General features: G+C 62.5%; 16 protein-coding genes. 2 read left to right on the top strand and 14 right to left on the bottom strand.

What is annotated here, in order from left to right; translation table 11 throughout:
• Positions 1-13: 13 nt before the first annotated feature.
• The 6 genes from ACFYO1_RS02335 to ACFYO1_RS02310 all read right to left on the bottom strand — a co-directional run bounded on the left by ACFYO1_RS02335 (position 14) and on the right by ACFYO1_RS02310 (position 7,929).
• Complete coding sequence (locus ACFYO1_RS02335) at positions 14-1,669, bottom strand: hypothetical protein (protein ID WP_387226333.1); 1,656 nt, start codon at positions 1,667-1,669, stop codon at positions 14-16.
• Complete coding sequence (locus tag ACFYO1_RS02330; protein WP_387226331.1) at positions 1,662-2,447, bottom strand: hypothetical protein; 786 nt, start codon at positions 2,445-2,447, stop codon at positions 1,662-1,664. The genes ACFYO1_RS02335 and ACFYO1_RS02330 overlap by 8 nt, the downstream gene beginning before the upstream one ends.
• Before the next feature lie 9 nt (positions 2,448-2,456).
• Complete coding sequence (locus tag ACFYO1_RS02325) at positions 2,457-4,589, bottom strand: hypothetical protein (protein ID WP_387226329.1); 2,133 nt, start codon at positions 4,587-4,589, stop codon at positions 2,457-2,459.
• A 128-nt stretch (positions 4,590-4,717) separates the two neighbouring features.
• On the bottom strand, positions 4,718-5,071 hold the full coding sequence (locus ACFYO1_RS02320; RefSeq protein WP_387226327.1) for a hypothetical protein: 354 nt from the start codon (positions 5,069-5,071) through the stop codon (positions 4,718-4,720).
• Positions 5,072-5,311: 240 nt separating this feature from the next.
• Complete coding sequence (locus ACFYO1_RS02315) at positions 5,312-6,055, bottom strand: hypothetical protein (protein WP_387226325.1); 744 nt, start codon at positions 6,053-6,055, stop codon at positions 5,312-5,314.
• A gap of 425 nt (positions 6,056-6,480) precedes the next feature.
• A complete protein-coding gene (locus ACFYO1_RS02310) occupies positions 6,481-7,929 on the bottom strand; it encodes a DUF4226 domain-containing protein (protein WP_387226324.1) in 1,449 nt (482 codons plus the stop codon).
• An 87-nt stretch (positions 7,930-8,016) separates the two neighbouring features.
• On the opposite strand from ACFYO1_RS02310, the gene ACFYO1_RS02305 reads away from it, so the two are divergent.
• On the top strand, positions 8,017-8,208 hold the full coding sequence (locus tag ACFYO1_RS02305; RefSeq protein WP_387226322.1) for a hypothetical protein: 192 nt from the start codon (positions 8,017-8,019) through the stop codon (positions 8,206-8,208).
• 628 nt (positions 8,209-8,836) lie between these two features.
• Here the strand turns inward: ACFYO1_RS02305 and ACFYO1_RS02300 are convergent.
• From ACFYO1_RS02300 to ACFYO1_RS02265, 8 genes are all read right to left on the bottom strand, one after another.
• Positions 8,837-11,377 (bottom strand): hypothetical protein, encoded by a 2,541-nt coding sequence (locus tag ACFYO1_RS02300; RefSeq protein ID WP_387226320.1) that lies wholly within the window; start codon positions 11,375-11,377, stop codon positions 8,837-8,839.
• Complete coding sequence (locus ACFYO1_RS02295) at positions 11,374-13,899, bottom strand: ATP-binding protein (protein WP_387226318.1); 2,526 nt, start codon at positions 13,897-13,899, stop codon at positions 11,374-11,376. Before ACFYO1_RS02295 ends, ACFYO1_RS02300 begins: the two co-directional genes overlap by 4 nt.
• A gap of 6 nt (positions 13,900-13,905) precedes the next feature.
• Complete coding sequence (locus ACFYO1_RS02290) at positions 13,906-14,427, bottom strand: hypothetical protein (RefSeq protein WP_387226316.1); 522 nt, start codon at positions 14,425-14,427, stop codon at positions 13,906-13,908.
• Entirely contained in the window at positions 14,424-14,684 is a 261-nt protein-coding gene (locus ACFYO1_RS02285; RefSeq protein WP_387226314.1) for a hypothetical protein, read from the bottom strand. The genes ACFYO1_RS02290 and ACFYO1_RS02285 overlap by 4 nt, the downstream gene beginning before the upstream one ends.
• 19 nt (positions 14,685-14,703) lie before the next feature.
• Positions 14,704-15,762: a conjugal transfer protein gene (locus ACFYO1_RS02280; protein WP_387226312.1), complete on the bottom strand. Its 1,059-nt coding sequence runs from the start codon at positions 15,760-15,762 to the stop codon at positions 14,704-14,706.
• Positions 15,763-15,775: 13 nt separating this feature from the next.
• Positions 15,776-16,894 carry a GAF domain-containing protein gene (locus tag ACFYO1_RS02275; protein WP_387226310.1) on the bottom strand — a complete coding sequence of 373 codons (1,119 nt, stop codon included), beginning with the start codon at positions 16,892-16,894 and terminating at the stop codon, positions 15,776-15,778.
• Between the two features lie 186 nt (positions 16,895-17,080).
• The gene (locus ACFYO1_RS02270; protein ID WP_387226309.1) at positions 17,081-17,971 is read right to left on the bottom strand and encodes an ROK family protein; all 891 of its coding nucleotides are present in this window, start codon (positions 17,969-17,971) and stop codon (positions 17,081-17,083) included.
• Between the two features lie 37 nt (positions 17,972-18,008).
• Entirely contained in the window at positions 18,009-18,461 is a 453-nt protein-coding gene (locus tag ACFYO1_RS02265; protein WP_387226307.1) for a hypothetical protein, read from the bottom strand.
• 265 nt (positions 18,462-18,726) lie between these two features.
• On the opposite strand from ACFYO1_RS02265, the gene ACFYO1_RS02260 reads away from it, so the two are divergent.
• Positions 18,727-19,431 (top strand): MerR family transcriptional regulator, encoded by a 705-nt coding sequence (locus ACFYO1_RS02260; RefSeq protein ID WP_387226305.1) that lies wholly within the window; start codon positions 18,727-18,729, stop codon positions 19,429-19,431.
• The last annotated feature ends 73 nt before the right edge of the window (positions 19,432-19,504 follow it).

Below are 19,504 nucleotides of genomic sequence, written 5' to 3'. Positions count from 1 at the left end.
CATAAACGCCCGATCACGCCGACGTCACGGCCGGCATACTCGTGGACGGATCCCCGGCCTGCGGCGCGGCAACAGCCGGCTCACCGGATCCGGTGAGTTCGATGCCGGGTGGGTGCGCGAAGCCGAGGAAGTCGCCGAATTCACTGCTGTTGCTTGATGTCTCCGTCGACGGCGACGGCTTGCCCTCGCCGGATGTCGCTGCTGCTGGCGATTGCGCATCGTTGCCGGCCAGCAGGTCTGCGAGCGACTGCTTCTTGCCTTTCACGATGACCTCGAGCGTGCCGCCTTGATCGGGACCGAACACGACCAGCAGTGCCGTATTGCGGTCCCAGATCGCGACATCGCCGGTCATCAACTGGTTGGGATCGACACGGTCACCGATCTGCTTGTTGTCAGACCATTTCGCCTTCGTCGACTTGTAGGCATCCTGTGCGTCGGTCGCGCCATGGTTGGCGAACGCCGCGTCCAGGGCTTGCGCGACCGCTGCCGATACTCGTTGAGAACGAGTTTCCGGCGGTGGGTAGGTGTACAGCACGCTGCCATCCGCGGCCGGGATCCGGGCTGGGGCCGGGGTTCCCGACTGCGATGACGACACGTTCGCCGCCGTACCGGCTTGTTGAGCGGGTGAAGCGGAAGTGCCGTTGGTCGTAACGGGTGTGCCGTTGTTCGTCCATGGCGTCGACGGAGACTGGCGGGTGGCCTGCGGCTGCGCCGGAGCCGGCGGTCGTTGCGCCGGTGGCTGATCGATCGGTGGACGCCGATCCATCGGGTTGTCGCCGTTGAGCCTGCGCATCATGTCTTGTTGGGCAAGCTGATTCATCAACGAGTTCGGGTCCATGCCCGCGCCGAACGGCGATGAGGACGGCATCATCGGGGCGGACACCGGAGGGTTCGTCCCCTGTCTGGTGATTTGGTCGATGGCTCGTTGCAGATCCGAATCGAGGTTGTTCGGCGGCTCAACGCCGGTCGGCTTATCGAGCCCGTTCGGGTTGCCTGCCAGCTTGTTCAGGTCATCGGCAGGAGGGTTCTGCGGTTTGTACAGATTCGGATCGAGCGGGTTCGGGTTCGGCTGGTTGGGATTCGGCAGGTTGGGATTCGGATTCGGGTTCGGCAGATTCGGATTCGGCTGCTGTTTGAGGGCCGCCTCGAGCGCCGCCAGACGCTTCTCGGTGCCATCGACTCCGTCGGTGCCCTTATCGAAGTTGTCCTGAATTTTCGTGGTCGCCTGCGCAATCAGATCGAGGAATACACTATCGAGTGTTTCGCCCCCCGCCGGGTCTACCATGATTCCGGACACGACCTGGTTGATCGCCTTGATGAGTTTGCCGATATCGTCCTGTCCGTTCTTCTTGATCTCAGTCAGATCGGAAATAGCCGAGACCATGTCGGTTTGCAGTTTGTTGAAACGGTCGGATGCGGTGCCGATGCGGGCGACTGCGTCCTGATAGGCGGTGATAGCAGCGGATTGCTGCGCACCCTCTAGCCGCATAGGGCGTACCGCCGGGACGTCCATATGAGGCACGTCCTCTGGCTTCTTCATGTAGCCGTAGGATTTATAGACGGCGACCATCCAACTGGCCAGCGAATCAGTAGCGCCAGAATACCAATTCTTGAGCTTGGGGCTCAGCTTGACCGGCTGGGCCAGAAAGCCGTCCGTCGAACTAGCCATTGTGCCCCACAAATGGCGCGGTGCCGAAAAGATCCCCGGCGGCGGCGGCCCCTGCCCACTCCAGATCGGGCGGCACAACCACCGCGCCAGGGACACCTCCGGCGGGGATGCCAGGGCCGGGGCCCGAAGGTTTGGCGGGATCTGAATCTGGTTCCGAGGCCTCGACCGCTGCTACCGACCCCAATGCCCTAGTCAGCCTCATACCGATACCATTGTTGGGGAAAGCTGTTTGTGCACCCTTCAGAGCGTCAAGGCCTTTTGGAACTTTTTTGGCAGCGTCATCGACTGCAGCCTGGCTATCTTTGACGGCTTTTTCGGCGGTCTTCTTCTGCGTTTCGGCGTCGGTCAGCTTCTTCTGCGCTTTGGCTCGCTTAGCGACATCCGCCGGATCTACTTTATTAAGATTTTCGGTAGCTTGTGCCACTTTATCCGTCGCTGTCGATAGATCATCTTTGGCGGTAGCCAGTGTGGCGGTGTTCGTTTTCAATTTGTCGAGGAAAGGCTCAGCTTTGCTGATGTACTTCTTCGCGATATTGGATGAAGCGCCTTTTCCGATGAGCTGGGCAACACCTGTACCGGCGCCCCCACCCACGGCGCCGGAGACGGCAGCGGTACCGAGATGCTCGAGATCGCTATGTCCGTCAACAAGTTCATTGAGAGCGCCACCGACGGCACCGCTGCCTGCCCCGACAAGGAGCTGTTTTACCACTCCTGCTTTCTTACCGATAAGCATCGTGGCAGCGAGGTTTACAGCGGCCCCCATAACATTGTCAGACACGTGATCTCCTTATGCCGAAACCGGGATGGACTCTGGCGTGATCGAGACAGCACTCGATGCGCCCTGGCCGGGCATCGGAATCTCGATACCTCGTGGATGGGAAAAGCCGTCGAAGACGCTAGAACCTAGTTGCTTCCCGATCGTTTCGTCGTCGAATGGCCGCAGCGTGCCGTCGATGATCACCTCGGCGGAGGTACCCGCGTCACCACGGAAGACAGCCATCAACGCCAGGTGCCGGACGCCGGTCTCGTCGACCCATACCGCCACGTCACCGGTATTCAGCTGGTTCGGGTCCACGCGTTCGCCGATCTCATCGCCAGCGGGTAGCGGGAGTGATGTCATGGCATAGGCCGCACGCGCGTCGGTCCCCGCCGTATTGCTGAATGCAGCACTGAGGGCCTGCCGGACAACCACCGAAACAATCTGGAGGCGGCCATCCGGGAACATGTATGGCACGCCCTTTTCGTCGGTATCCCGCGCATGGATCGAAGCGCTAACTGGACTCCCGGTAGATTTCCCGGCCTTGTCGAGTGCCGCCGACTGTTGTGTCGTCGAGGGTGGCGCAGTCGTGCCAGACGGGGGTTGCGCTGCGCCGTCTCGGATCTGGCCGGTCGATACTCGCCGATCGGCAGTGCGCGCATGATCGGACACCGCGGGTTTTCGCGTGCCGGAATCAGCCCTCGCCGCGGGCTGCCGCAGCTGCATGGGCAGCCCGTAGTCGCCGAACCCGACCGGCACTGCGGACCCGGTCGGCAGTGCCGATGGCGTGCTCGGCGGCGTTGCCGGGTTCGCAGCTGACATGACCGACGGAGAAGGCGTGGACACAACTGGCGGAAGGACAGACGTAGATGCCGGGTCAGCACCGATCACTGCCTGCTCATTGCCGGCGTGCGAACCGACATCCTCCCATTCCCAAGGCTTGGGCAAGGGTATGGAATCGGCCGCGAGGTTTACGGCCGTGTCACGGGGTGCGTTGGGATCCCCCGACGCCAGGACCGCAGGCGGCGGTTGCTTCGGGTCTCGCTGTGGATCTTGCTTCGGATCCTCGCCGAGCGATGGCCCGGGATTCTCGTTGGACGAGGGCTTCTGCTCGTCGACCGCGGCAGCGTATTCCTCTGCTTTGTCGGCCAGGCTCTGCATGATCTTCGAAGAGGCTATTGTCACCGAGGCGATGAGAGTCATTGCCAGGATATCCTCGCTCAACGCGCCATCGCTGTCGGTGGGTATGGCATCGGGAGTCCACTCCTTTGCCTCTATATATTGCCCGATCTTGCCCATATCGGCAGGATTTGTCTTGGCCCATTCGGCGAGTCGATTGATCAGGTCGCCGATCTGCTTTCGCCCGTCTTTCGAGAGATCCGCCGCCCTTTCGATAACGGTCGCCACCGCACCGTCAGCGTCACAAATTTTCTGGTAAACGTCTTCCAATGAAGCGATCAGTTGCGAATAATTGGCAATTTGCGCCAGCTCAGCGCCCTTGATCGCCGGAATCGCCCACAGATTCTCGGGCCGGTCCGGTTTCGGACCCGACCCGAGGCATGCCCAGTTCCCCATCAGCAATTGGTACACCGGCGGGTCGTAATGTGCTTGCGCATTACGCGAAAACTGCACTCCATCCGGCATATGGTTAGGATCCGGCATATATACCAGCGGCATGTCCGGTGGAGCAGTTTTCGGTGAGATGGGAATCGTCGGAATCTCCGGATACCCGGCTATCTGATGAAAGAAGTCTTCGATCATGCCGGGCGCGTCGATGGCCCGCTTCGGCCCGAACCCCGCGCTGATCATCCCACCGAGACTGTGCTCCATCGGCTCCTGAGCACCTCGCCACGCATTAGGCAGCGCGCCGCGGACACCGTTGTTGAACAAACCGCGAGCCCCGCCTGTCGCGCTCGCCTTTGTGAGCCCGATGCCCCCTTTGAACGCTGTCTTGAAACCCAGTCCGCCCACCCCGCCACCGATCAAACCGCCCGCGGCCCCTAGCCCGACCCCTTCCACCACCGCACCGAAGTCCCAGTCGTGCTCGATGCCGTTGATCACGCCGCCAACCACTCCACCGAGGAGCGCGGCGCCCACCGGCCCACCGACCGCGAATCCGATCGCGCCCGCGGCAAAACCGATGATGTCGCCGAACAGACTCATAGCGGTTGCCTATTCGGTTCCACGACAACAGCCATTCGGACATTCCTTTCCCGTCCGAATAATTGTCGATGATTCCCACCGATGGGAACCGTGCGCGGTACATACACGTACGCGCGGTCGATCGGAGCCTACGAGATTCGCTCCCAGATCGCGCGCTTCAGGACATAGTGTCTGCCCAACCCGTGCAGAACAGCACCCTCATCGGTCCGGAGATCGGCGTCGCAGCCCTCCTCGACCAACGTTCCAGTGACTTCAAACGCAGCATACTGGTCGATCTCGTCCCATTCCGAAAGGCCCTCGATATACACATGCGAATCCACACCGCATCGGAGAATCGCGCCACCGGCAGTGTTCTCGGCGATCCCGAACAGAGTTGCGAGTTTGTTGACGTAGTCGTCGAGGTCCATCATGAAATCATATCCGGTACAGAGATTGATGTTGCCGATAACATCGGTATCGTGCCCCCTGATAGGTTTCGTCAAGTAGCATCCTTGACGAAAACGATACAAATAACCGAGCTGTCGAAACCTGAAGAGCTGGCGAAGAATTTTTCTTGAGTGCTCTGAAACACTTTCATCGGATCGGCCGGAGGCGGACCGTCTCCGATGAATACCCTACTGTCGGAATGATTAGCATGCCACCAATTGCCAGTCCCCTCCTCGTACAGACCATAGTCAAAGTTCACATAACCTGGCTTTCCTTCGAAATGATCTCCGGCATATCTACCTGACCAGTACGGGGAACCGGCTTGAATCTATTCGGATTTGGCAAATCAGTGGCCCTGGATTCGAATCCGCCACGCTTCCATATGAGATCCCCCTCCCGTCACGCACCAGTTCCTGCCCTGACCAGAAGTGCTTCGAATACCTTATGAGCTTCCACTCCGATGGATCGGAAGACGGCAAATAATGATCAACACCCCGCAACTGCGCCAAGTCGGGATCTGCTTTTACCAGTCGCATGAAGTCCTTGACATCGGCGGGCCCGGCAGCCAAGATATCACGAAACTTCTCGACGTATATCGAAGTCCTCTCGAAAGTGAGCGTATCGCCCGAGATCCTGGCAGCAACGCGCCCGGCCTGCAGCTCCTTGATATCCCCCTCGGCAAGGTCTACCCATACTTTTCCGGCCTGCACTCGCGCGTTATCCAAGTTAGCCATCGCGTACCTCAGGTAATCAACCGCGCCCCTTCGCTTTCCATCGCGGCCCACTGTCGTCCAATTTACCCCTTCCTTCTTAATCACGTCCTCCACCTGGCTGATCTCCCCTCGCCACCACATCGCTTCTTTGTTGACGATCTCGCCCGGAGCCAGCAATTTCTCTACGTTTTGGAGCTCCACATGCGCGGCCGGGTCGGCAAAAGCCAAGTTCATCGGCGGCACCGCGCCGACTTTCAGCTGGCCGATGCGCACCTTGGTGATACCGATACAGCCTTGACTCAGCACTCTACGTTCCTCGAGCGTCATCCGCCGACCATACTTACGCTCCCACATCGTGATGTAGTCGTCGACCACATAGCGTCGCTGCACCTCCGGAGGGCCAAAAGGATCGATACCATCGCGACTGCTGAGAGGATCTGTCGCTACGCGAACAGACCCGTGCGGCTGGTGCCCGTCTCTGTTCTCCCGAGACGCCTCCGGATTTCGCTATCCGCCCCATCGAGGCGACGAACTGCTTGCAGGTCGTCGACTAAACCGCTCCATCTGAAATGCAGTTCCCCCACAGCACGCCGATTCAGCGTTCCAGCAGATCGTCCCGCATCTTCCGAAGCAACTCGCCCGACAATCCCGTCATTACCCACGGCTTCGGTCGGACAGTGCGTCAGACGTGGCCGCGGACCGACCGATACCAAGACCACGGCTGGGGTTAGGACGACCTACCAGCGGCGAATCTACGACCATCGGGTGGCCTGGTAACCACGGGGTAGAGGGATTACGTGCACTCTGCCGCCGGGCTGGGGCGCCTCGACACATCGGCCGTTTCCGATATACATGACGACGTGTGTGGGGCTTCCGCCATTGAACTGCGCGTCCGGGAAGATGAGATCGCCCGGGCGGATATCCGCGGGCTGCACCTTGGGTAGTTGCCGGTATTGCTCGCGTGCCGTGCGCGGGATCTTTCCGCCCGCCGCTGATGCCGAGTACTGCATGAGACCGGAACAGTCGAAGCTGTTCGGGCCCTCGGCTCCCCAGACGTACGGATCGCCGACCTGAGCGAGCGCCACGGAAACCGCCTTCTGCGCTGCGGTCGTCGCGGTCCTCGAACTGCCCGGTGCGACCTTTCCGTTGATGTTGTAGAGATACTGGGCGGTGAGCCGGTTGATGGCGTTGGCAGTATCGGTGGCGGTGTCATGGGTGCCTGTGACGATGGTGTGGGCTTTTTGCAGGGCGGCGGCGAGTATTTGGTGGACTTTTTGCTGTCCCGCTTGGGTAAACGCCTGTGGCCCCAAGGCGGCGAGCGCGGTGTCGACCTCACGAAGAAGCGAGGTGACCGCGTTGTTGTCGACCTTGCTGGTGCCGGCCAAGCCGGTGATGTAGGTGGCGAGTTCGTTGTCGAGGTTAACGAAGGCGGTCGCGGCGTTGTGCTGGAAGCGTTGGCGGGCTTTGACCGCGCTGCTGGTAGAGCCCTTGCCGCTGGTTTTGATGCCCAACTCGCGGCGAAGCGCTTTTACTTCGGGGTCATCGCTGGGACTGTCGCCATAGGCGGCCTCGAGTTGCTTCAGGACCGCTATCGCTTGTTGCGCCTCGGGCGTCAGCCCGCCGGCGGTGTTACCGGAATTGCCACCGTTCGCCGGTGCCGAGGCAGAGTTCCCGCCGCCGCCCGCAAGGCCCGCGATCGCCGAGGCGATCATCGGCAGGGCACTCAGCGCCATCGCTCCTGCGGTGAGCGCGACGGGAGCGAACCGTGCGATGGTGTCCGGGTCCAATTCCGGCAGACCGCCCGCATCCGGCGGCGGTTGCGGGGCAGAGTCCGGCTCGGCCGGCGCCTCCGTTGGTGGCGCCGACTCTCCTTGTTCTTGGGGCGTGGGCTGGTCCGGCGCTGGTGAGGTGTAGGTCGGCACGTAGGCGTCGGTTGACGGTGGCGCACCAGGCGAACGGTCGCGTGCGGTCGATGGTGCCGCTTGCGCAGTACCGGAAGACGGTGTTTCCGAACCGTTCCCGCTGCTGGCCGGAGCGGGTGGACCGGTAAGGGCGGGCGTACTGTCGGCACGTGGACGCTGCTGCTCCGACTTATCCGACCACGGTGTGGCGGACCGCGAAGCAGCGTCGGTATCAGCATCATTGGCCGCGCCGTCGGCTTCGGCATCGACTTCGCCCGGTGACACCTGCGCGTTCGTCATGGCCCACCGCCTAACACTCGCTTCACGCGAACGTCACCGGTTGTCGGCAGCGGTGCCTCGGCGAACTGCCGGGTTCCCGGATTTCCCGTGACCACTGTGTTCGTGGAGACGGCAACGCCGACCCTGGTCGGCGCGAAGGTCCGAGTATCCCAATCCCAGAAGACCAGATCGCCCGGCGACACCGCGGCGGGATCGACCCGCACGCCACACGCGGCCTGCCCCGAGAGTCTTTCCGGCAGCAGGACCACAACCGGTTCCGCAGCGGGATCGGCGGGCTGACCACACCACCGTGGCGCGTCACCGGATCGAGTCTGGAGATCAGCCGATGGGCCGATGTGATCGCAGCGACCCGTCAGTGCCGCAGCGGATGCTGCGTAAACGACGAATCGCGTCATTGCTTCCGGACTGGTCACGCCCACGCCGTTGTCCGGAGCAGCGGTTCCGGGAGCTGCGGTAGCTGGGTTCGCCTGCGCCAATGCGAGTTCCCGCGCACAGTCGACAGCCACACCCCGGTTGGCAGTCTGCCGGGGTGGGCCCTGCAGCGGAGCAATCCACATCGCTGAGATGCATGCTCGGTACCACGGGGGAATCTCCGTGTCGTCGGCCGCAGCTGCCAGCGATGCGTACGGATTCGCGGTGGACAACGGCACTGAGCTGCCCGCACTGTCGGTCGTCGGCACTCGGCTCGTGGTAGTGCTCGAACCCACGGTCGCCGAGATGTTCGGATCCTGTCCGACCGCTGCATCACATTGGTCGTGAAAGATTTTCGCGCCGGAGCTGTTCGGCGGAATGAGCGCGACGATCAGCGCGAGTGGGCTCCCTCCGCAGCAAACGAAGATCATTATTACGATGATCGGCCATGCTCTGACCCGCTTCTTCGAGGAGGTGCGACCGATAGGCGGAATCATCAGTTACGCCCCGGTCTCAAATAGTCGTCGACGTCTTCCATTGCCGCGCCCCATCTGGCACGCGGTATATTGCGCGGATCGGGGGGTGTGACGGTGTTCATCGATGTCGTCGGGATGTCGTGCAACCAATGACTTGTGTTGGTAGCTGCGGCGATTCGAGCCCTGGCCTCACGCATCAGTAGCGCATTACGCGGATCGTCTACGGCAGCATTGACAGCCTTCATAACATTGCCGGATTCCTCGTTGGATATCCACTTCATCATCCGCGAAGCCCCGATTTTATCGATACCGGCCAACTCCGCCCTGAGGCGTTTGCCGCGCGCCTTGTCGATATCGGGATGATCCTTGACGAGAGCATTAAGGCTTTTTCCATCTGCGATACCTTGGACCACTCTGATGATGTGTTTGGAGTAATAGTCATCATCTTGAGCGAGATATTTCTGGACAAAATCCCGCTCCCTAGGCGCAAGGCGAACGTTGCTACTACCGTTAGCCCGCTGATACATGAACGCAGCACGCTGCAAGGACGCATAATCGGCAGCAACCTCGATCGCCGTCCCGCCTCTTTCTCCGCGCGCGAGACTGCTTGCCGAGGTATGCGCACGATTCATCGCGGAGACCACGTGAGCTATGTGTCGATATGCCCCGGGATTGGTGTCAGCGTTGCCGTCGATAATCCCCCAAGAGCGATCCAAATGAAACATGGCCCTATCGTTCGTCATACCGGCGCCGCGCAGCGCACCCCATGCCGCATCTGGGGGTATGCGGGCATCATCCAATCCGAGCAGAGCGGCCGCGATTCCCTGAAAAGTGTCTAGCCCGCCGTAACTTTCGGCGGCATGCCTAGCCGAACGCGCGAATAGTTCACGATCCGAGACCGACTGTGTCCACCAACCATTCGGACCGGCCAGCCCCGGTATAGCCTGGGCGGACCACCATCCCGTGTTCGCGGCCCGTTCCAACCGCGCAAACGGACGAAACGGCGTCCGCATTCCCACGGCGAGCTCGGTCAACGGCGAATTGGCCAGCACACTGAACGCAGCGAGGCGCGAAACCAGCCCACTGCCCGACGAAGCTGGAAGCGAATTCGCAAGGCCTATAACACCCATCCCCCCACCGCCCCCGGAAGCACCTGCTGCGGCAAAAACGCCCCCCGCTTGAATCGACTGCCCGATCCGCTCGGCGATCGCCAGGGTAGTTTTGGTCATGCGGCTGTTCATCCGCTTCAATTGCACAACACCGACACACAGAACTATCACGCCGATTATGAATACTTCGATGACATTGCCACCGGCCTGTCCGAGCATGCGACCCAGGAATAGGGTGTATGCGGCAAGCAGCACCACATTCGCACACAACCGAACCCCAGCCACCCCGGTGTCTACCAGCCTACGCACCATTGAGGTCTGTGTGACCCCGTAGATGAATCCGCCGAACGGAATATCCCAAAAAAGGAAGACGGTACCATTATAGATAACATCTGCCGACGCCCACATTATTCGGAACGAGAACACGGTCGCGAAGTAGATCACCACGATGCCGACGATCAACAACAGTAACCCTGCCCCCAATTGACCAACAGATGGCCGGTCGGTGGCGGCCCCGGCTGCCGGGAAACAACTCTTCAACCCGTTCCGTACAGCTTCCTCGTCACTGGCATTCATCCCGGCGGTCCACACGGCCTTGCACGCAGGCCGGTCATCAATGACATAACCGAAATTCCATACCTGTAATGGATGGCGCGCGAAGTTGTCCGCCAATTGCGTCTGCAAGGAAGCTGTCAAGGTTCTGGGCTTCGGGTGGTTGTCTCCCAACAGTCCGGCCGCGACGGAGACCCCGACGTCACGCCCCTGCGCCAGGACACCCTCCGACGAGAGCACCTCGGACATCGGATGTGCCAGCAGTATCGGACCGAGAGTCGAAACGACGATCATCATCACCACCTGAGCTGCGGCCTTGGCCACCAGGCCGCGGGTGATGAACCAGCCGACGAAGACGGCGCCTATGGCAACACCCGCCCCAACCATCGCAGGTAACGGCACCTGGTGCGTCAAGCTGTCGACGACGCCGGTCACAATGGTCCCGAACCTGTCCATCCACGCCAGGCTGAGGGTGGCGCCCATCAACCAGATGGCAGTTGTGACGATGACCAACCATCCGGCCAGTTCGAGATCTATCACCAATGACATCGCCAAATTGCCTGGATTGAGCAGGCCACCGAGCGGTCCGCGATCGGTGACGAACATGTAGCTCGACAACGGCACGCCCGAAGAGTCCGTGACGCCCATCCAGCTCAATCCGCTGTTCACCATGCCGGTCGATCCGGCACCTGACCCGCTGGCCGGCACCGCGGTAGCTACTGCACCCACCACACCTGGAAAGACGAACAAGACGAACAAGACGGCCAACACCCAGGCCAGACGATGGCGTCGCCGGGACTCCGCGATCCACGCTCGGCACCGGCGTCTCACGGTGCTCGGCCGCCATCGATCCGGATCCCACATCAGCGCCGCGACCATCAGGCGGTCGAGGGTGGTCACGGCACTACCTCACGCTGACGAGCCTCGACCCGGCTACCGTTGCCTGCCGTCGGTGTGCTGGTGATCGCTGCGGCGCGATCGGCCCGTGCCGGGCCGAACACTTTGCCGCGACCGATCCTGCTCAACGCGTCACGCATGAACATCTCTCCGCGGCGCTCGTCGGGTACCTGCCGGCCGGGACCGCTCGGCGGGGAAGTCTCCTCCCGCAGTACCTGGAGCAGAAAGGGCGACTCGTCCAAATCCACCCCCAGCCATTCGAGGCTGTTACGGGCAAGCGTTTCGTCACGTTGACGGAAGACGAACCGGTTGGGGATCAGATTGTGCGCCGCCCCTTGGAAATCCGTGCCCGGATCGTGTGAGGCCAGCCCGATCGCCGCCAAATGCTTACGGCCATCGCGACTGAAGTCCGAGATGACGGTCGCACCGACCTGGGTCTGGGTGAAGTGATGTGCCTCGTCGCCGACCAGCAACCCGAATCTGCCGTTGTCGGACAGGAACGCTTCCCTGGCGGCAACGCCGACCAGCTCGTAGAGCGCCGTGCCGAGCCGCTTGGTCAGCGGCAACCGGTTGTACAGGTGCGGGGTGGTCAATTCCTCCGCTGTCGGCAGCGCCAGTTTGTGCGTCCGGACGACCGTGGCGGGGGCATCGAGTCGCAGCGGCGGCAGCTTGGCGTCGAATAGGACGGGCACCCGATCGACGACCGTGCCGAGCCGGGCCGCAAGGTCCGCGTATTCGTCGCCGTCGCCGGCCCTGTCGCGCAGACCCCGTACCACATTGATGAAGTCGATCAGGCTCCGAATGCGGTGTTCTGTAATACCTTTCGGCGTCAACAAGTTGCTGGCCGCAGCGCCGGCACCCGAGGTAGGCGACAGATCGAGCAGCGGCAGAATCGAGTCGAGTGTTCGCTCACCGGCGATCCGCGGTTCGAAAAGCCGAAGCGGGTCGAGTGACACCGTGGGATCCGCGAGATCGATGACGACGGCATCGTCGATGGATGCGGCGAAGTGTTCCCACTCCCCCACCTGACTGCGATCGATGGCCAGGAACTGACCACCCATATCGTGCACGAGCACCGCCATCAGCTTCAGGAAGAAGGACTTCCCGGATCCGAGTTCGCCGGTTACGGCGAACGAGGCCGAAAGATCGTGTAGCGCAGCCTCCATGATGCCGAAATGGATCGGTTCGAAATGACCGGACAGCAGGTTCACCCCGATCACCGGGCCGCTGTCGTCGCCGATCTGACTGGTCGTGAACGGCACGAACCCCGCCCACATGTCGGACGGCACGATGTGTGCGAAGTCATCGAACGCACGGCGAGCGGGGCTTCCGGGGACGAGCATCGACCACAGGTCGACCTGCGCGCCGACCGGAGCGGTCAGCTCGATCTGGAATCGCTTGTACCTGCGCTTGAGTGCATTGACCGCGTCCAAGGTGGTGTCCCTGGAAGGTCCACCGACCGCGATGACGGTGGTGAAGGAGACCTCGGATTCGCCGCCGTTGACCTCGAAATGATTGTTGTACTCACCCAGCATCTGTGCCTTCGACATCAACGTGTTCTGCGCGAACGACACCTCCTGGTCACGCTGATCCATCTGCTCGCCGAGCCGGCGCAAGTTCTGTTCGTTGTTTTTCAGCACCGCATCCGCGGGTTTGGTCGATACCCGGATGCCCCAGTCGACCGTGACATCGCCGACCCCCTCCAGCACACTGAGGAACTCGCTACTTCCGGGAAAAGCCATGCCCGCGTAGGGAAACGAGTGCGGCGTGAGCATTGCCTGGTACGAAGGCATGTACGCGTAGTCCGGCTGCACGATCTTTACCACCGGTACGAAGGACGGCCGGATGCGCCGAGCGTTGTCGGCCTGAGCACCCTCGTCCAACGCAGCCGAGCGAAAGACCGCCGACGTCGCGTCATCGAGCGTGCCGACCCTGGTCGGCGCTGTCGGGTCACCCGCCGCGCCACGGGACAGATAGTGCTCCCACAGCCACTGGAACATCGCCGCCGGCACCGGAACCGGGTCGAAATCACCGCCGATGCGCGACAGGATCTCGTTCGCCTTGTCCAGGTACCCAGCCTGATCGGCACGCGAAAGCGCGGTGGCGTCGAGCGTTGTCGTGCTGCCGCGCCACATTCTCGATATTGCCGAGATGCCAGAGTTCGCCGCCCCCACCGGGATCGACAGTAGAAAGATGCGAGTCTGCGGCACGATCGCGCAGACCCTTTCGTAAGAGGCGACAACCTCGTCGGCGTAATCCTCGCACTCGTCGAGATCTACGCCCTCCACCATCTTGGTCAGCACGTCGAGCGTGTTGAGCCGGGCTTGGATGCCGAGCAGCAGCGAGCCGCTCGGCAGGTTGTTGATGAGCGAGTGATGAGCGAGCCGCACGTCGAACTTGTCGCCGGCTTTGCGCAAGCCGTATCCGAGCGGGTTGACGAAGTACGTAGCGGTGACCAGACCCGCATGCGTGAATTGCAGATTCCCGCGGATCGCGGCGGTTGGCTGGAGATCCCGTCCGAACACCGGCGATCACCGTCCTGCGACTGCGACGCCGGGCACACTGCCGTTCATCCGTGCGGTGAGATTTTCGCCGCTGCCGAGCAGCGATCGAATGGTCGCCGATTCCTCGATCGGCGCGTGTCCAACCTCGAAAGGTGACTCCGGCAAGATCAACGCGATCGTCTCCTCGATGAACAAGGTCTGGCGCGCGGATTCGGCGTCGATCGGCACACCCGAGGCCGAGACCGGTTTGCGAACAAGGACTACCCGCGCGATCCACAGCGCGCGGGAGACCATCCGTACCCCCGTGTAGGGCACAAGTCCCAGCGCGAGGACGGTCAGGCCCGTCACGATGAGCCCGGACACAAACGTGATCGCGGGATTGATCGGTATGGTCATCGCAGCGATCGAGGTGGCGGCCAGCAGCAGTCCGAAGGCGCCGACCTGTGGCAAGGTGTACGGACCGAAGGGTAGTTTTTGACCGTTCTGTGCTTTGCCGATCATCGTGGGGACACGTTTGATCGGCGTGAACACCTTGATCACCATTGTCATCGATACCCACCGATGGGGTAGTCGGGGACGAAAGTACTGACGTCATATCGTGCGTAATTAATCAGCGACGGCAGAATCCACAGTACGACGCCTGCGAGAATTGCCGAAGCGGCCACCGTAATAATTCTGGCAGCGGACAGTTTCGACTTCGCCGCCTCCGCGATCAGCACATAGGTCGAGACGAGCCCGACGATAACCAGTCCGCCGGTCCTCGCGAAACCCGCGAGTACGATCAAGAAGTTGAGCAAATAAGTCATGGGGACCACCCCTCTCGTTTCATTTCTGCGTTGCCGGCGGAATCTGTGCCGTGGTAGTCGGCGCTGCCGTCGCGGAAGTCGACGCACTCGTGTGCGAGTCCTGCTTGCCGACTTCGGCAAGCGGGTTCGACAAAGCAGGTACCGCATCCATCGACCGCACCTGCCATTGCCCGGCGGTGCGCACCATCGTCAGCGGATAGGCGAGCGCGGGCACCGCACCGCTTTCACCCTTGGGCGTGATCGTGGCGAGCACACGTGCGGACGAGCTCTTGGCGCCGCAGTCGGCGGCATCGGCCATGACCGAAACCGAGTCCACTCCGGTGAACGGCGACGGCTGCAGGGCCGTGATGCCGGACTCGGGCGCCACGTATCTGGCAACGTCGCCGGAGCCCGTCAGCAGCGCGCCCAGAAATCCCGAAGCCACCTGGGCAAGTGGGCTATCCGAGCCACACGGGGTCGAGTACGCCGAACGCAGATCGACGCCTCGTCTGGGCGCTTCGACCAGGGCGGGCAATGACAGCGCCCGTAACCGTCCCCCGGCGACCGATACGGCGACACGATAAAAATTGCGCTGGTCGGCACCCGCGGTGCCGGACCTGCCGGCGCGCACGGAGACCGTCACCGACCAGACTTCCGCAGCTGGGCTCGACACCCCGCGGGAAACGTATACGACCATCGGATCGGACACCTGCCTGGCCACCCCCGCCCCGCTCGGTTGTACCGCCGCGGCACCGCTCACATAATCGTCCAACCGATCCTGTTGTCCGGCACCACCACTCACATAGCTAACGACGAACTGTTCCGCGAAGGAACCGGCCAATTGGGCGTGCCCGAAAGTCCGCGCGATCGGATCGTCCGACGGTGGCGGCGGATCCGCCGAGAAGAAACCGGCAATCGCATTCATGCCCCCGAGCACCGCGAGCACGGCAAGCACCGCGATCACGATGTTGTCGCGGCGCCGTCGTGCGGCCATCCGGCGAAGCAATGCTTCGCTCGAATCGTCGCGATCGCCGGTGATTACCTTCACTCTCGAAATGGTAGAGTTCGGGCAAATTTCGAGTTCTTCAGCCGTTCCCACATATGGGGAGGCTTCAGCCAGTCGGGCTACGTTTCAGTCGCCCAGCGCGATGATGATGTAGCTGATCGTCATAACCGATCGGCGAATGTCGCCGACCCGACTCGGCCGGATATCGTAGAGGTTCGTACGGCGTGACCCCATTCGTGATGTGAACCGTTTGCGCGAGTGCGAGTTCGGTGGTCGCGTATCCCGGATAGGGGTAGACGAGCAGCGATGTCGGCAGGTACCTACCGGAATAGTCGAGGGTCCGTATCGTGACACCCTCCATGTCGCCGGACCGAAGCCGCCCGCCCAACTCTCTCAGCCGGTCGCGGTCGTCCGGATAGAAGACATCCACCGGCTCGAACAGATAGTCCCATCGGATCCATGGCGCGGGGTCGGTAAGCCAATGCGAGATACTGACTCGCTCCAAATGAACTACCGCGAGATGAATGCCCGCTCGGCGGTGTGCCTCCCGCAGACCGGTCCGTTCGAGAGTCGGCCACTCCGACGGGGTCTCGTCCGAGGTGATGTCCTCGATCAGCAGCCAGGCGCCCTTGGTGCGGAGGTCGTCGCGGGCCCGAATCGTGATTCGCCACCGACCGGGACGGCCGGACGTCGGGATGATCGTCACCGGGAATTGCAACTTGTCCCCCGGCTTGGGGTCGTACAGCAGATCGAGCACCTCGACGTGCCGGTCGAAGGCGGACATGCGGTGAAAGAGCTCGGCGATCGATGTTCTCGGCACGTACTCCTCCACCGACAGGCCAGGAAGCGATGTGATGCCACTCGGCTGCTGAATCGTCTGCGTGCCGAGATCCCATATCGCACCCACCGCCGGACGCAATGGCGGCACCTGTTCGGCCTCGGTACCGAACCACAGCCGGACCGCGTGCACGTCACCCGCCGGCCCGAGAACGGGCCGGATCAGCAGCCGATGTGGGCCGGAAGCGGTAGGAACGGTGAGGTCGGCTTCGCGCGCTTGTTCGCGCGAAAGGGCGATGGCCTCGATGATCCGCAGAGTGGACAGACCATCGTAGAGGGCGGGCGTCTTGGTGAGCAACCGCTGAAGGGTCCGGTGCAGGCCGACGAAGTCGCGTGGCTCGTCACCCACCGAGGCTATCGACATAGCGTCGGGAGTCAATGTCTCCACAGTTACCCACGGAGTCACAGCGTCATGCCTCGCACTAGCACCGTCCCTCTCACACCGTTGAACACAATTTAATGTACCGCTGAATTGTGGCTCGATCAATATGTGCGCACGGTTACAAGAATTTGAGGCATACGAGGGCCGAACAGCTGGGGCCGTTGACCGTCGCCGGCAAGCCGCTGGCTAAGGTCAGCGCTGCGAGGACATCGCGAGCAACCCCGCGCCCGCCAGCGCACCGAGGTCACCCAATGTCGATGGCACTACTCGCAATCCAGGAAGATAGCTGACCTGGGCATACGTGGCGGCTTCGGCGCCGAGTGGCTCCCACAGCGCCGGGCCGGCCTCAGCCATCACACCACCGAGGACAGCAAGGTCGATGTCGAGCAAGGCAGCCGCCGACGCTATCGCCCGCCCCAGCGCTGTACCCGCGCGCCCGACAGCCGCGACGGCCATCGGGTCGCCGGCTTGCGCCGATGCCACCAGTTCGAGCACCGACGCACCCGCCCAGCCGAGGTTGCGGGCCCAGTGCATCGCCGATTCGCCGCCCGCGACCGCGTCGAGGCAGCCGCGGCTACCGCACCCGCACGGATCATCGAAGCCGGGAACGGGCAAGTGGCCGATGTTTCCCGCGTTGCCCGTTCGCCCGACAACCGCGAAACCGCCGACGGTGATACCACCGCAGATGCGGTTCGAGACGCCTATCGACAGCGAATCCATGACACCGACGGCCGCGCCGATATTCCGTTCGGCCAGGGCCAGGCACACACCGTCCACCGCGAGGTGAACGGTCGCAGCGGGGAACAGACCCTGAACGGCTTCGACTATGCCGAAACCCGTTTGCCACTCGGCGACTTCGGGCGGCGCGACCACTCCGGCGGCCATGTCGACCGGCCAGGCGCAGGCAATACCGACACTTTCGACCTCGCCGCCCTCGGCGGTCTCCTCCAGCAACTTGCGACATTTTGCCCAAGCCGCTTCGATCGGTATCGAACTCGTACGCACATCGTCGGCGTCGACGTCAGCGGCAACTCGCGCGGCCGCGAACCTGGTGGGGGCGATCTCCAACGCCAGCACGGTCATGAGTCACACCGCGGATTTCGCGCCACCGGCGTCGTCATCAGAGCCCACCTGTTCCGGTCGGCTCCAGCGGGCGACCGAGAATGATATGCCGCCGTGGCGCCACCGGCACCGGCCCGTTCCTGACCGGCCGTGGGCCGTTACGGATGATGCGCAGTGGCCGAGTCCGATCGACGGGCGTGGGGCGGTATCGGTCGAGGTCATCGACCACGCGACCGGAGTTGTCGTACCCGACCCCCGCCCAGATCATGCCCCGCGGCGCATCACCACGCTCGATGAGCGACTGCGCGAATTCCCGGCAGCGTGCGATCAATGGACAGCCCTGACAGACCTCGACTGCCAGCTTCCAGCGGTCGGGTGCGCCGACATCGAGATCCCAATCGTCCGGCATGCCTGCGCACGCGGGTCGTGGGGCGGCTTTGGCGGGAAAAGCAGGACTGGCTGCCGACGAGGGCATGCCTTCAGCCAACGGATGGATATAGGTAGAGCTCATGGCCGTCTCCGAGGATGCCGAGGGCGCGTCAGCGTCGTGCGCGCCCATTGGTTCGGGAGGTCATCAGGGCTGCTCAACAGTCCCCGGAAGGCCCGGCGATGAAGGCCGGTACAGGAACGGTAGTCCACTTCCAGCTACTCGGCAAGCATCCGTGCCACCAAATGATGGCTCATTAACGGAGATGTGACGACCTTGTGACCTAATCAGCGGCTCATTTAGTGGTGACTCATTCCCTTGCGGCACGTTTTGTGGTTTGCTTACTACCATGGCCGCAGACGTGGAGTACACCATCGACGAACTCGCGCGCGCCGCCGACACCACCGTCCGCAGCGTGCGCGTCTACCACGAGCGTGGCCTCCTGCCCTCACCCGAGGTTCGCGGGCGGGTCGGCTACTACGGTTCCGGACATCTGAACCGCCTGGAAACCATCAGTAGACTGCTCAGCCGCGGCATGAAGCTGAACGGGATCAAAGAGCTGCTCCAGGCATGGGATCGGGGCGACGGGCTCGGCGACGTCCTCGGCGTCACCGACCAGGCTGCCGCGCGGCCACTCGATTTCCCAGACGAGAACGCGATTCCAGAGCTTCCCGACTACGCGCGCCGTGCGCTGGCAGCCAATACCGACCCGCGGGACGCGTACCGGATGACCAACCCCCGCTGCTCTGATCTGGCGACCCGCCTTGTCGATTCCGGACTCCCACCCGATACCACCTTCCAACTGGTGGAGCGGCTCAGATTCGACTGTGACCGAATTGCGGAGCGCTGCGCCGATGAACTGTTCGACCGACTGGTCGGGCAAGCCGCCGACGGGGCCGACCACACCGGACAGAACCGAGCCAGCGTCGAGGTCGACCTGGCGGTCGCACGCTTGATCGTCACTCGTGCGGCTTCCGAGTTGCTCGACCAAGCCTTCGGCAGGCACGCAGAACGCTACACCGCGCCGGTCGAGCAGCTCACCTCACCGAGGTAGCGCCTCGGGCCTGTTCCCATTGCCGGGAATGAGATCCGCTCGACGAATTGGCGCGCCGGTAGCCTCCGAGGCT

This window comes from Nocardia sp. NPDC006044 (assembly GCF_042871115.1).
Lineage (GTDB): Bacteria > Actinomycetota > Actinomycetes > Mycobacteriales > Mycobacteriaceae > Nocardia.
The sequence above is the reverse complement of the archived record's forward strand: the minus strand, read 5'-3'. Positions and strand labels throughout refer to the sequence as shown.